Raw genomic sequence first — 13,566 nt, 5'->3', positions numbered from 1 at the left:
ACTTCTCTTTTAGTTTGTTTAATTACGTTAGATTTATTCTGAGCAGCATTCAACACAATGACATGAACCTTGGTGAGTAAGATGATGCCAGAGCATTTTAGATGTAAATTCCTTAGTTGCTTGTTCGTCACCTGATATTTCTGAAAGGTGAAACTCAATCAGATCGTTTGTTGAATGCTTCGTCTTCTTGCCTTTAAGGGATGTGATAGCAGAACTTTTGTTTAGGAAAACAATTCTTCCTTTTGATGTTTCCAAACCTAAAAGGTGTCTTGCAGGTTGTAAGACTGAGCCGCAGCTACATGGTTTGATGTGGTTTGTTCTCATTTCGGAAGTGGCAATGAATTCGATGCTAGAACATTTTTTGCAAAGATACAGAACTCGACCCTCTTCATCATACTTAAGATCTTCTGTGTCAATGTTGTATTTTGCTTGGGCAAGCTCCCTTACTTCTGGAGATGTAATTGCTAGGTTACGCTTTAGCAGGGTTACTGTTTTTTTATGTTTAAAGTCTTCTTGTTCGAAAAGCTCAGATAAAGGAGACTCAAAAAGTTCTTTCTTTACTGAATTAAGGTACTTTAAAAGATGAAGTGCTGGGTTGTTGATTGAAAGAACATCGTTGAGCTTTCTTCGTCCAGCAAGCTTGTCCATTGAGGCTATTTCTTCAAGTGATGCATTTACTTTAGCTTGGGCATCAGAGATTGATTGACCAAGTATTAGTTCTAGTTCGAACGGCAAGAATTTGCTTGTGTTTGATAACACATAGATAAGATCGCCAATGTAAATGTTATCTCGATACTTTCTTGTGCCAAGGCACGTTTTTTTGCACGCAAGTAGGCTTAGCTTACCATTACTAGCCATGGCGGTTGAGATTCGGTTTTCGCGATTCTTAAATTCTTTGGTTGCAACGTAATCCTGAGCTTTCAGATCTTTGGGTGCTGGTTTGTTTGAGCTCATTACAAGTTTAATTTTCTTAGCCATCACAACTCTCAATAAAAAATCTTAGTGTTTTCCTATAATACCACAAATGAGATCTCTGTGAAGATTGCTAGTAGAGGTACATCGAGATTTCATTCAGAAACTTACTTCTCTCGATAAATTTGAGTTTACACTCTGAATTAACAAGACCTGATACTACGCACCAGTAAAGACTTTTATGATCGTGAAGTGTTTTTGATATGTTGAATAGGCAAGTATCTGATGCTCTCTCTACTATGGCTTTTTGAAATGAAAGGTGGCTATCTTGGATCTGACCACAATGGATCAGCCTTAGAGTTGCTTGGATTATTACTTGGTCATTTTCAATCTCCTGAAAGATTGGGTTAATGATTTCGTAGCAATCAACGAAAGTGAAAAGCGTTAAGGCACGCTCAATTTGCTCTCGGCTTTTTGCGTCCTTAACGTTAGATAAATCTCGTTGTTTGGCTAATGCTTTGTAGCTGATAGAGGCGCTTGATATGTATTCTGAGATGATATCAACTAAAGCAGGATCGTCGATTGTTACTGAGCTTAAGTCGCAAAAGATGGATTCTAAAAACCCATCTTTGTAATAGTCTTGAGCTGCATTGTTTATTGTTAGTGATAAATCAAAATCAATTTTGCTTGAAGGTATCATTCTTTACGGCCTTCCAGAACAATCCCTACCGCCAAGGTAGTTACAGTAGTTGATTGAGATTTTCTTGCTATTTGCTCCATTGATACCAGAACAAATCTGCACAAACTTCTGCGGCTTACCTTCAGAGACCTTGTATAGTCCGTCAGGGTGTCCGATGGAGTGAACAGGAGGTTTGGCTAGGTTTGCTACGAAAGAATGGCACATAGCCGCTTTGTGCGGCAATCCCGTTATAAGAGAAAACTCGTTAACATCTGTTCTTGCGCTAATGTCGGATTTCCAGCTTGTGATAAGTTCTTTTCCAAAGAATTGCTTGAGTTGGAGTTCAATAAAGCTGTCTGAAAAGTCATTAAATCCTGCATTAAGTGCGCTATCAACAAATTTCTGATCGTCAGGGTCTTTTGTCGGATCACCAGCTTTACTGCGGTAATTCTCAGCTGGATCGAAAGATTTGATAGTGTCAAAAAACAATACTATTTGATCTGCTTGTGTACGACCCTCAATCACTTCTGTTTTGTGTTGATGACTTTGCATGACAAAAACAGATCCTATGCCAAGTAAGCCAACGGTAAGCATTAACTCAACAAAGGTGAAACCTTGTTTTTTGGAATTTTTTAACCCGAGAAGCATATTTAATATTTATTCAAATATTAAAAGATTGGGAGTGTTAAGACAAACATACGTTTGGAATGGGAAGTGGTGCGTCGAGCGGGACTTGAACCCGCATACCCTAAGGCGAGAGATTTTAAATCTCTTGCGTATACCAATTCCGCCATCGACGCAAAAAAAATTGGATTTTATGAACGTCAAACAAAATACTTTGAATTTGACTGTTTTACTAAGAAGAATATAATTCTGTATACTTATAAATTTGCAGTATACAGAATGGCATCCCCTACAGGATTCGAACCTGTGACCACATGCTTAGAAGGCACGTGCTCTATCCAGCTGAGCTAAGGGGACGCTACATTCAATATTTTTTAAGAAAAGATGATTACACTATTAAATTAGTATAATGCAGAGCTTTCTGCAATCCCGAAGGACAGGTGTATATTATTCAATGTAGCATTATCGGTCAAGCGATTTTTCAAAAAAAATCACAATCAAAGACTCTTAGTTCAGTTTCTGAGCAAATTCCAGCAATCAAGCCATAGCTATCAACGAGCGTTAAAATAATTCGCCCGTCCTTGTCATATATATAATGCCACTTTGAGATTTTTTGTGGGAAAGTTGTTGCCAGTTTCGAGATTGAGGCGGCATCTTTGTCGCTCAGGTTTTCCTTTGCATACGCCTGTAGGGGTATGAACATACATAACGCTAAGATAAAGGCCAGTTTCTTCATTTCATAATCTCCAGAGCCCCTTTAATTGCGTGGTAAACAAAATATAGAAATGCACATACCAATAGGGTTGGAAGTGCCGATTGATACAGATCGGGATTGGTTAGGGCGTTCTTTATGTTTGTTGGCATTCCGTTAAATAGAAACTCTGCGAACTCACCAAAGTACATGTACGCATTCTTTGCTTTGCTGGTCAAAAACTCAAAAATGATCGCCACCGAGATTGCTGAAATAGTTGATGCTTTTGTTCTTGCTAAAGGGTGTCCAACACTGTCCGTGAAAAGAAAATAAAGTGAAACTACTGTTGCTAACGCTAGAGCGGGTAACAGAGTGATTGTTTTCGAAAAGTCACTAGAGTCCGTTGAAAGTTGGAACAGGATTGGTGCCATTGCAAATGAGTTAATGGCGACAAATGATGTATAAAGTAATTTTGCTTTGGACATAATTAGTATTCCCTTGTTTGATAAAAAATTTGATGTCATTTCCTCATGTGGTACTATGACTGCAAATCAAATGTAGTACACAAAAATATCAAAGGAAAATCGATGGTTTATAAAGGCTCAATTTCTTCCCTCGAAACCAAAAGAGGCTTTGGGTTCATTGATCATCAAGGTGAGCGTCTTTTCTTTCATAAAAGCGAACTTACAAACGTTTCATTTGAAGAACTTGCAGAGGGCGTTGTGTTGACATACACCCTAGGCTCGAATGAAAAAGGTTCTCTTGCCGAAAGTATTGAACTTTATGATCCTAAACAAACCTCAGCCAAAGCACACACTTTGTCTAAATTGGTATCTTCATTCAGTCCAAAAGATCTGATCTGCACTATCGACAGCCAAGCTGTTCGCCAAAAATTTGCATCAACTCCAAAGCAACTAAAAGGTTACATTGGAACTGGTCTTGAGGTAACTGGGACTAAAATGGTTCATTTATCTAAGCGCTTTAAGTCAAGCGGCATGGGCAGAACTGAGAGTTAACATTCTTTGAGGTGGAAGTTGTCCACTTTAGTGTAATCTAAAATTTGCTCATACATTAATGCGAGCTTACTTAGGTAATGCTCGCTATTTAGTTGGCTTACACTTCGCTTTGCTAACTCTAAGTTCCATCTGTTTACTTCGAATGTACAAAATAGCGGTGCAACCAAAACCACTTCTTCTGTTGTCACTGATTCTGTAAATCTAATCCAATCTTCTTTACATATTTGCTGATTAGCGCCCACATCAATTATGGCTTTTATATAGGCAATGCATCTCTCACGAAGTCCATTCCCAATAGTTATTTTTTGTATGGCTTGGCCGTTCTCAGAAAACACATTGTATTGACGTTCATTAATCAACTTTTAAGTTCCTCTTAATTTCCTGAACTCTTATTCGGGATGTATTCTTGACTGATATTAAATGATTGCTTCAAAACTGTGCAATCGAGTGTGCATTGTATTTCTGGAAACTATTGACACTTTGCGTGACAAAGAGGCCAAACCGATTGACATACCGACCGAATATGGTACTGTTGCTTAAAATGTTATACCTGTTACTGAGGTTACTGAAGTATGGATCAATTACTTCTTGATACTATAAATAAGTTGCGTGAGACGTTGGATAGTTACGATGGTTCTTACGGTGAAAATGCAAGTGAAGCTGACCGCGCCTTTAACAAGCAGTTGGCAAACCGTTTTCTTACGGTAACCCGACACACTCAGGGTCAACAAATTGTTCCTTGCATCCTTATTCGAATTCCAATGCCTGATGAGAACACAGGTGTTGTAACAAGACCTGTCGTCTCGAAAGAAGACGGAAAGAAGAAGGTTAAGACACCACCAAGCCGTTCTAAAGTTTGTTCCTACCGTGGGAGCCTATCACCTGTGGAGATGCGAGCGTTTGTTCGAAATGCACGTTTAGATCGCGATGAGATGTTTAAGAATGCGTACAAGGTTTCTGAATTCTCATTTGAAAATCTTCGTAGCTTTGGGTTCCGTATTGGTAGCCAAACAGATAAAACTACTGAAGAACAACAAAATACGGAGGCATGATGGATTTAAAGGAATTAGCGTCCCAGTATCACGGCAAATACGACCCTAGCGTAGCTAACTTATACCTGACTTTTCGACGCCCTAAGAGCGACGGCGGTAAAGTACAACACACAGTTACAGCTCGTGTGCCTAAAAAGTCTGAGCCTACTAAGTTTAAGACTCGTACGCAGTCTGCATATAACCTAGAAACTGAGGAAGAATTAAAGCGCTTTCTTGACAGTGTTCGCGAAGGGCGTGATGCCGTATTTGCTTCAGAGCACGAGGTTGGGTTTTCAGTAGAGAGCACAAGTAGCCTTAAGGTTAAGGATTATCCACGAAACAGTACAACAGGTGTTGGTGGGATGGTTGCGTCCCGTAATGACTACCAGTTTAAAGTTAGTTACACCGTAAATGGAGAGACTCAGTATAAGTCATTTCCGTTGGTAAATTATGGCTCTGAAGATGCTGCATACATAGAGGCTGCTAAATTCTCTTCGCGATCGAAAGGCGAGAAGGTGAAAACAAACGAACAGTACCTGTCTCAGAAGCGAGGGGTTATTTTTCCAGACTTTGCATCAGAAGACTGGGAGCTTAAAAATGTCCGACTAAAAGAGATTAAGCAGAATGCTGTTGTTACAAAAAGCGGCATTGAAGTTTCAGCAGAAATGAGATTGCTAGGCTTTTATGCTAACTATTTTACTGAGCTAAAAAGTGGTGGTCGTAAGGGACAGCGCCGGAAGTCTTTTAATGCACTCTTGCTTGGTGAGAAAGAGGCGTTCCTTCGTGCATGTCGAGCAAAAGATGAGATCGATGGTAAAGAAATTCTGACTGATGAAGAGTACTTGAAAATGAAAGAAGGTTTTATCTTTGAAGGTTTAACCCCGCCATAATCACAGCTTTTATTAACAAGCCCGAACACTGAATAGTTCGGGCTTTTTTTTACGTGCAGACAAGCTTCGGTTTTAAAGACTGTGTTGTTCTTTCGCGTGTAGCTCTTTTGCCACCGTGTGTGTGTAGCTCTTTAAGTGTGTAGAAGGTTTCTCCGTTACGGACAAATTTCACCTGAACCTCCATTAGTCGCTCGGTGATGCCCTGTACACATTTAATTGTTCTGTCTGATATACATGAGACCTCAAGACTATCAAAGCTCTCCATGTGTCCATTTTCATTAACTACACACTCCATGGAACCCGATTTTACAATAAACAAGTTGTTGTACTTTCTCAGTGGTTTTATCTCATCGTACTGCGACAACAAACCTTGTATTGGTGAAAAATACTCGTCCAGAAATACACACTTACCTGTGTCTGTTTTAAGAAAATATCGTTTGCAAGTTAGACTGTTATTAAGAGGGTGAATGTTGATATCGTCCTCTTTAATGGTTGTCATGTTTCTCGGTAAGGAATCGTTTTGCAGTCCTTTAAGTAATGCATGAAACCAAAATTTTACCGTCATAAGTAGTAGTGTTTTTGTCAGACAAGACAAAGATGAGAGTCTTCCTTGTAAAGCTTTTAACACATTAACCTCCACGATTTAGGTTGGTGAAAAGTCGGAAAATTCAATTGCTAGTTTTGCTATTGTGCCACACGTTATTGTGCAGGCTTGACATAAAATTCAATATTGTAGGTTAAATAAATTCAACTTTACGTGTCTTCCTTGTTTTTGCTACCTGTACGGAGTAGAAAGAAGATAATTATATTTATTTAAATAAAATCACGTCATGGGATCGCAAAAGAAGACTATTAGAAAAAGACGTACAGAAAGAAAGCACATCAATACAAGGGCTGTATTTTTGTTAGCTCTTATGGGCGTGTGTGTTTCCGGTATTGGCTATCGAGTTTATGATTTGCAATTTACTCAAAAAGCAAAGCAATCTGAGGTAGTTAAGGGGAATGCAATTAAAGAGTTGTACATATCTCCAGAGCGCGGGGATATCGTAGACAGAAACGGTGTGATCATTGCTGATTCAAGACCTTTTTACGACCTTGTCGTTATTCCAGAAAGAATTTCGGGCTATAGAAGTGACCGCAGTGAAGCTATACGCTCATTTATTGATTCACTAGGCCATTTTGTTGATTTTGGAGATAGTAGATCTTCTGTCATTAGGGATTTGTTAAAAGCGGCTCCATATCAAAATGTCATTGTAAAAAGAGATCTTAATGATGATGACCTGAATGTGGTTTTATCTAATATCGGGTTTATAGATGGGATTTCAATCAAGTCTAAAAAGGTGCGCCATTATCCTTTTGGAGACGCATTTCTTTCACCACTTGGTTATGTAAGTAGAGTTGATGCAAATGATTTAAAAAGAGCTAGTGAAGATGGCTACAAATTGCTTGCACATGACTACACGGGGAAGATGGGGCTTGAGCGAATCTATAATAAATCTCTTTATGGCAATACTGGTGTTGAAAGAGTTGCGCTTAACGCAAGAGGAAGGGTTGTAGAAAGGCAGATCGCTTCACAACCGAAAAAAGGAGAGACTCTCCACTTATCCTTGGATGCACACCTGCAATTAAAGGCTCGCGAACTTATGGAAGGTAAGCGAGGTGCTATCTTGATGAGTGACATCAATACAGGTGAATTGTTAGTTTCACTTAGTATGCCATCTGTAGATCCAAATAAGTTTGTTAAAGGCATATCAAGCGTTGAGGCAAAAAGTATCTTTTCAGAGTCCGCAGGTCGACCTCTCTACAACAGAACCATTAGGGGGCAGTATCCACCTGCTAGTACTGCTAAACCCTTTATGGCACTAGCTGGGCTGGAAGGGGGCTTCATAAATCCTGATGACAGAGTATGGAGTGGACCCTATTTCGAGCTCGGAGGGCACCGCTTCAGAGACTGGAAAAGACAAGGTCATGGTTGGGTTAGGCTCAATGATGCAATGGAAGTTTCTAGTGACGTCTATTTCTACAGGCTTGCTGATAAGATGGGGATAAACTATATCCATGACTATCTGTATGAGTTTGGTTTCGGACATAAAACAGGAATTGAGCTTGAACGAGAGGGAGAGGGGTTGTTACCTAACTCAGACTGGAAGCGTAGAGTTAAAAAGCTTCCGTGGTACGGAGGAGAAACAATAACTGTTGGGATTGGGCAAGGTTATTTTATGAGCACCCCAATACAAATGCAATCAGCCTTTGTAACTCTTCTTAATGGTGGTAAAAGACTTAAGCCTCTACTTATAAAATCAGATTCGCCAGTTGTGCAATCCGAGCTATCCATAGATGAAAACCACCGTCGAGCTGTAATGGAATCGATGGAAAAAGTTGTTTATGGAAAGCGTGGTACAGCTCGAAGACAGGGGCGTGATAAAAAAAATGTGATTAAGTTCGCGGGGAAAACTGGTACGGGTCAGGTAATCAGTTCTGGAGGTACTCTTGAGTATGAAAATGAAGATTTGCCTCTCCATCAAAGAGACCATGCTTGGTTCTCAGGCTACGTGCCTATGGATGACCCTAAAGTCGCTATTACTGTGTTTATAGAGCACGGGAAATCAGGGAGCGGCTATGCAGCTCCAATTGCAAAAGAATTACTAAACGAATACGCAAAGAGGTATTTAGGTGCAGGCTAAAATTAAGCGTAATCCATCATTTATAGATTTTAGTGTCAAAGAGGGATGGAAGGTCGATTCATGGCTTCTAACAGCCTGTTTGCTAATTATGGCATTTAGTATTTTTGTAGTGTTTAGTGCCTCAAATGAAAGCAGCACGATGATTTCCTCTCATATTGTGCGTAATGTGATAGCTGTAGGTGTCTTCATTATCGTAAGTAGGATACAGGTTACATACTTTAAGCAGTTATCTATGAAGTTCTATGTCGTGGTACTTATTCTGTTAATGCTAGTACCTCTCGTCGGTGACCTGAGGATGGGAGCTAGGAGGTGGTTAGACTTAGGGTTCGTGAGCTTTCAACCATCTGAATTGGCTAAGTTGGCAGTACCAATGGCGTGTGCAGTTATCGTTTCAAGGTTTGGGCTGTTTAACAATACGAAGAATATACTTATGGGGCTTGTTATTGTCCTTGCTCCGGCTGCACTTATTGTTAGGCAACCAGACTTGGGAACAGCAATAATGGTGGCAGGTTCGGGATTGGCTGTTATGCTTTTTTCGGGCTTATCTTTAAGGCTAATATTTGGTGCTGGTGGATGTTTGATAGCGACTGCGCCATACTTGTGGACTCATTTAAAGCCTTATCAACAGGAGAGGGTGCTTTCAGCGTTCAATCCGGAGAGAGATCCTCTGGGGGCTGGGTATCATGTAATTCAAAGTAAGGCTGCCATTGGTTCAGGTGGATCTGATGGTGTTGGGTGGCTCAATGGTGTTCAAACTCATTTAGGCTTTATTCCTGAGCAACACACGGACTTTATCTTTGCTGTGATTGGTGAAGAACTTGGTTTTTCTGGGTTTATTTTAATGATGAGCTTGTATGCGATTCTATTTGGACGACTAGCATTCTTGATGTTCAAGACGGATGATCTGTACGCAAAAAGCTTTACCGCTAGTGTAATATCAATATTGTTTGCCTATCTTTTTGTAAATATTGGTATGGTGACAGGTTTGTTACCTGTAGTTGGTGTACCATTGCCCCTTATTAGTTATGGCGGAACTTCCACAGTATCAATAATGTGTGGGGTAGGGATTGTTTCAGCATTTTCAGCCCAGAAAATGAAGAAAGTGTCATAACAAAAAAAGGTCGACTTCACAAAGTCGGCCTTTTTCAATCAGCTCGTAATTTTCTCGACATGTTCAATAACAACGCGAAGAAGGTTAGCGGTATCTATTGCATCATTCAGAGCGCGGTGTGCAACTCCATTCCTTTCAATTCCGCAGTTCACTAGCATTTTTTCAAGACTTCGATGCTTCCGACCAACTTTTCCGGATACCGATGATAAATGCTTTATGTTTAGTACCGTGTGGTTTAACTGTGTCTGAATGCCGTGTAGATTGCAGTCTTTCTTGAGTTGGTTGTAATCACCGGAGCCAAACTGAACAAACAAGCATGAGTGTGTATACACACTTAAGAACTTAATAAAGCTAGCAAATGCATCTTTAAAATCAGGAGCGCGTTTAACGTCGGATTGTTTTATACCAGTAATACGAGTACATAAGCTTGATAGCTCACGGTTTATGGTCGGTTTTATAAGAGTTTGGAATTGATTAACTTCATTAAGTTCACGATCAAGGATAACCGCGCCAATTTCTATAATTTCACGCCTAAATTCCTTGCTATCCATAAATGGTACGGTCATCTCAAGGTCAAATACAACGTAGTATTCGTGAGAATTAATAGATTCAAGTTTGCGCTTCAGAAACACACGATCAACTCGCTTGTTGGTTGTTGGTGTGGTTTTTGAGCATTCTATTAGTACTTTTATTGTCGAGGCTAGCTCATTTAGCGAATCGTGACTTATACCTGTGAGAGTTTCTTGGTGTGAAGATTTTAAGTTCTGCAAAAATTTACACACTTTTTGTTTCACAACAGCATCTTCAATTTGGTCGGTGTGGCTCTCAAGTAAGCGCAATAGAGGCTCTACTTGTCTTCGTTTCGCTAATGGCTTTCCATTTAGATTATGGCGCTCGATAGTGTCCAACCAACCTATCATTTTGTTTTTGTTCATAAGCTTCCTAATACGACAAAAGCCAGCATCAAGCTGGCTTTCTAGTTAAGTTATGTTCTTAGAACTCTTCTTCGTTAGTTGTTGGTTCTTCTTTTTCTGAAGACTCTTCAGCTTTAGGCATTGCTAGCTCTAGAATCTTGCTGCGAAGAGTTTGCATTGTCTCAGGGTTTTCAGTCAGGTGTTTACTTGCATTCTTCTTACCTTGACCGATTTTGTTGCCTTCGTAGCTGTACCAAGCGCCTGCTTTTTCAATTAGCTTGTGTTTAACGGCTAGATCGATAATTTCACCAGCTGTATTGAAACCTTCGCCGTACATGATTTGTGTATTAGCTTCTTTAAACGGTGCAGCAATCTTGTTCTTGACAACTTTGATACGGGTTTCGTTACCTACAACCTCATCACCTTCCTTCACCGCACCAGTGCGGCGAATATCCAAACGTACTGAAGCGTAGAATTTTAGGGCGTTTCCGCCTGTTGTCGTCTCGGGATTCCCAAACATCACGCCAATTTTCATGCGAATTTGGTTGATGAAGATACACAAGCAGTTTGACTGCTTAAGGTTACCTGTTAGCTTACGCATTGCTTGGCTAAGCATACGCGCTTGGAGACCCATGTGCGAATCGCCCATCTCGCCTTCAATTTCAGCCTTTGGAGTAAGAGCAGCAACGGAGTCAACCACCATTACGTCAATCGCACCAGAACGCGCTAAAGCGTCACAGATTTCAAGAGCTTGCTCACCAGTATCAGGCTGAGAAACTAGAAGTGCGTCGATATCCACACCAAGTTTTTTAGCATAGACTGGGTCAAGTGCGTGTTCAGCGTCGACAAACGCACATGTTTTACCTTCTTTTTGAGCTGATGCGATCAGTTCAAGTGTAAGTGTTGTTTTGCCCGAAGACTCAGGGCCATAGATTTCCACGATACGACCCATTGGAAGGCCGCCTGCACCTAATGCGATGTCAAGTGACAATGAACCTGTAGAGATCGTGTCTACGTCCATTGCGCGGTTGTCACCTAGACGCATGATAGAGCCTTTACCAAATTGTTTTTCGATTTGACCAAGCGCAGCGGCTAGTGCTTTTTGTTTGTTGTCATCCATAGTAGATTCCTAAAAGTTTTTAATTCTGTTTCTTCAAAAGATGCGCTCATATTACCATGATTGAGTTTCGTGTCAATCATGTTTTTAAAAAATATTGAATTTTAATTCTTGCGCATACCTATAATGCTACAACTATTTTGTTTTTAAGTGTGTAAAAATAAATTCTATACTAAGAAGAAAGTTGAGCAGAACACACTCCATTTCCCCAGAGCACTTGCGGTACTTACGTGATGATTTCGGTCTTCGCGGTTTTCTGCGTGACTATCCGCAAAGTAAGTCCTTATCGTTCCTGCGATGGCTAAACTCTGAGCTTAAGAAGGCAGATAGTCAAAAACTTGATGCAGTTGTAGTTGAGTTCCCTTCTGTTCATCTCGATATTGCAGCGCATGGTTTATCAATCGTTGCTTTTCGAATTGTTACACAGACAATAGGTAGAGATAATGCTGATGATATCAAACAGATCATTGAGCATCTAAAAAACGCGCAATACAGCTTAAACAATGAGTCCGAGAAAGGGGCAGAGCTCGCTGAGTTCTTCAAACAAACCACAGATGAATTTCGGAAGTTACTTTCATCCAATATCCGTGATATTTACAATGAAGTCCTTGAATATGGGAATAATAAGGCGAAATGGCCTATACCCATTCAGCCAATCCGACCATCGATGGATTTTCATTTTCAAAAAGGTAGTGGCGTAAGTTGGGCTAAAGGGGATAAGCAAATAAGATTTAGTCTTGATCCGTTTGTAAGAGGATTTGAGTCGGGAGAATTTTTCTACAGGGAATACAAGAGTTTCTGCAAGGATAGATATATAGGTGAGTTCTCCACAAAGAATTGGAAGCTACCTATATACGCAATTATCTGCCATGAGGTCGCTCATGCGTTTCAGTTTAGATTAGAGAGAGAAGCCATTATTAAAGGTCGTTCAGATGTTGCGGCAGACATGGCTAAGGCTCATGGTCAAGGCTGGAGGGATGTGTACAGGATACTTCGCGATAAGTTCGTTAATGGGGTTTTGTACGAAGGTGAAGAGTCAGAGAAAGATGAAGAGAATGGCTCATTTGGTATGGGCGGTAGAGGTGGTTCTGGCGGCATTTCCCTAAAAGAGAAAAAGCCGCCACAAGTCTCAGGAAACTAGATTTTCTCTTTGGACTTTAGTTCTTCAATAAGCCTAAACAAGTTGTTTGGGCTCTTTATTTCAGCCATGTGAAGCAAGTATTTGCCTCCTAGGTAGATTGATGGGGTACTTTGCAACTCTAAAGCATCTGCCAAAGCGACGGTGTGCTCTGCGTACTCTTTAGACTTCTGCTTCATTTCTTCAGTGATCTCATTTTCACTAACGCCTAACACATTTATTGGATTCATGACCTCGGCTTTCTTTTGCTCCAAGGTTTTTGCATGGTCAAGCATCAGATTGTAAACCGCGATTTTAGCAGCCTTTCTATCGTTGCCAGTATGCAGCGCTTTGATTAAGTAATCTATTTCTGCTAATGGTAAACCTTCGAATCCAAGCTGGAGTTGAGTGATATTCAAGGAGTATTTTTTGTCTATAGCATTAACAAGTGGTTCAAAGCCAAAACAAGCTGGACAGGTGTAGGAGAATATTTCAAAAGATTCACCTTCATTTATACCAAGTTGGTCTAGATACGGCTTGATTTTGTTAGTGTCAATTACCGAATAATGAATTCCTTCTTTAAATTCGGTGATGGTTGTGACTTTGTCAAAAGGGTTGTCCGTGCTGCGGTTTATGACCTCGTTAGCGATGATTGCGATGATTGCGATTGCTACGGCTACAGCACCAATAATTGCTTTTTTTAGCATTGTATGGCTCTTTATTTCCTGAAAATGTACATACAAAAATAATGCCACAGACTATCTAGTTTGTGGCATTGTT

16 protein-coding genes, 2 tRNA genes and 1 pseudogene are annotated in these 13,566 nt (G+C 40.2%); 6 read left to right on the top strand and 13 right to left on the bottom strand.

The window, feature by feature from the left end; translation table 11 throughout:
* Positions 1–33: 33 nt before the first annotated feature.
* The 8 genes and pseudogenes from KJB35_RS18020 to KJB35_RS17990 form a co-directional block, all read right to left on the bottom strand.
* Positions 34–978 (bottom strand): hypothetical protein, encoded by a 945-nt coding sequence (locus KJB35_RS18020; RefSeq protein WP_285469499.1) that lies wholly within the window; start codon positions 976–978, stop codon positions 34–36.
* A gap of 67 nt (positions 979–1,045) precedes the next feature.
* Positions 1,046–1,612 (bottom strand): hypothetical protein, encoded by a 567-nt coding sequence (locus KJB35_RS18015; RefSeq protein WP_285469498.1) that lies wholly within the window; start codon positions 1,610–1,612, stop codon positions 1,046–1,048.
* Positions 1,613–1,615: 3 nt separating this feature from the next.
* Positions 1,616–2,143 (bottom strand): hypothetical protein, encoded by a 528-nt coding sequence (locus KJB35_RS18010; protein WP_285469497.1) that lies wholly within the window; start codon positions 2,141–2,143, stop codon positions 1,616–1,618.
* 6 nt (positions 2,144–2,149) lie between these two features.
* A pseudogene (locus tag KJB35_RS28440) lies at positions 2,150–2,239 on the bottom strand (prepilin-type N-terminal cleavage/methylation domain-containing protein); the annotation flags it as partial.
* A gap of 67 nt (positions 2,240–2,306) precedes the next feature.
* Positions 2,307–2,391 (bottom strand) — tRNA-Leu (locus tag KJB35_RS18005).
* A 104-nt stretch (positions 2,392–2,495) separates the two neighbouring features.
* A tRNA-Arg gene (locus tag KJB35_RS18000) sits at positions 2,496–2,572 on the bottom strand.
* Positions 2,573–2,696: 124 nt separating this feature from the next.
* Entirely contained in the window at positions 2,697–2,951 is a 255-nt protein-coding gene (locus KJB35_RS17995) for a hypothetical protein (protein ID WP_285469496.1), read from the bottom strand.
* On the bottom strand, positions 2,948–3,391 hold the full coding sequence (locus KJB35_RS17990; protein WP_285469493.1) for a hypothetical protein: 444 nt from the start codon (positions 3,389–3,391) through the stop codon (positions 2,948–2,950). The genes KJB35_RS17995 and KJB35_RS17990 overlap by 4 nt, the downstream gene beginning before the upstream one ends.
* Positions 3,392–3,493: 102 nt before the next feature.
* Here KJB35_RS17990 and KJB35_RS17985 point away from each other — a divergent pair, with 102 nt between their 5' ends.
* Entirely contained in the window at positions 3,494–3,922 is a 429-nt protein-coding gene (locus KJB35_RS17985) for a cold-shock protein (RefSeq protein ID WP_285469492.1), read from the top strand.
* On the opposite strand, the gene KJB35_RS17980 is transcribed toward KJB35_RS17985, so the two are convergent.
* Positions 3,919–4,281: a hypothetical protein gene (locus KJB35_RS17980; RefSeq protein WP_285469491.1), complete on the bottom strand. Its 363-nt coding sequence runs from the start codon at positions 4,279–4,281 to the stop codon at positions 3,919–3,921. The genes KJB35_RS17985 and KJB35_RS17980 overlap by 4 nt on opposite strands.
* 213 nt (positions 4,282–4,494) lie before the next feature.
* Here KJB35_RS17980 and KJB35_RS17975 point away from each other — a divergent pair, with 213 nt between their 5' ends.
* Positions 4,495–4,974 carry a hypothetical protein gene (locus KJB35_RS17975; RefSeq protein ID WP_285469490.1) on the top strand — a complete coding sequence of 160 codons (480 nt, stop codon included), beginning with the start codon at positions 4,495–4,497 and terminating at the stop codon, positions 4,972–4,974.
* Complete coding sequence (locus tag KJB35_RS17970; protein WP_285469489.1) at positions 4,971–5,843, top strand: hypothetical protein; 873 nt, start codon at positions 4,971–4,973, stop codon at positions 5,841–5,843. Before KJB35_RS17975 ends, KJB35_RS17970 begins: the two co-directional genes overlap by 4 nt.
* Positions 5,844–5,892: 49 nt before the next feature.
* On the opposite strand, the gene KJB35_RS17965 is transcribed toward KJB35_RS17970, so the two are convergent.
* Entirely contained in the window at positions 5,893–6,471 is a 579-nt protein-coding gene (locus tag KJB35_RS17965) for a hypothetical protein (RefSeq protein ID WP_285469488.1), read from the bottom strand.
* A gap of 202 nt (positions 6,472–6,673) precedes the next feature.
* Between KJB35_RS17965 and mrdA the strand changes: the two genes are divergently transcribed.
* Both mrdA and rodA read left to right on the top strand, forming a co-directional pair.
* Positions 6,674–8,527 carry a penicillin-binding protein 2 gene (gene mrdA / locus KJB35_RS17960; RefSeq protein ID WP_285469487.1) on the top strand — a complete coding sequence of 618 codons (1,854 nt, stop codon included), beginning with the start codon at positions 6,674–6,676 and terminating at the stop codon, positions 8,525–8,527.
* Entirely contained in the window at positions 8,517–9,638 is a 1,122-nt protein-coding gene (rodA, locus tag KJB35_RS17955; RefSeq protein ID WP_285469486.1) for a rod shape-determining protein RodA, read from the top strand. The genes mrdA and rodA overlap by 11 nt, the downstream gene beginning before the upstream one ends.
* A gap of 38 nt (positions 9,639–9,676) precedes the next feature.
* On the opposite strand, the gene KJB35_RS17950 is transcribed toward rodA, so the two are convergent.
* Positions 9,677–10,573, bottom strand: coding sequence for a 3'-5' exonuclease (locus KJB35_RS17950; protein WP_285469485.1), 897 nt, complete (start codon positions 10,571–10,573; stop codon positions 9,677–9,679).
* A gap of 58 nt (positions 10,574–10,631) precedes the next feature.
* Positions 10,632–11,672 (bottom strand): recombinase RecA, encoded by a 1,041-nt coding sequence (recA, locus tag KJB35_RS17945; RefSeq protein WP_285469484.1) that lies wholly within the window; start codon positions 11,670–11,672, stop codon positions 10,632–10,634.
* 181 nt (positions 11,673–11,853) lie between these two features.
* On the opposite strand from recA, the gene KJB35_RS17940 reads away from it, so the two are divergent.
* A complete protein-coding gene (locus tag KJB35_RS17940) occupies positions 11,854–12,810 on the top strand; it encodes a hypothetical protein (RefSeq protein WP_285469483.1) in 957 nt (318 codons plus the stop codon).
* Here KJB35_RS17940 and KJB35_RS17935 read toward each other — a convergent pair.
* Entirely contained in the window at positions 12,807–13,493 is a 687-nt protein-coding gene (locus KJB35_RS17935; RefSeq protein WP_285469482.1) for a thioredoxin domain-containing protein, read from the bottom strand. The genes KJB35_RS17940 and KJB35_RS17935 overlap by 4 nt on opposite strands.
* Positions 13,494–13,566 lie beyond the last annotated feature (73 nt).

This window comes from Vibrio sp. D431a (assembly GCF_030248655.1).
GTDB lineage: Bacteria > Pseudomonadota > Gammaproteobacteria > Enterobacterales > Vibrionaceae > Vibrio > Vibrio alginolyticus.
This window is presented reverse-complemented; position numbering and strand designations above follow the sequence as displayed.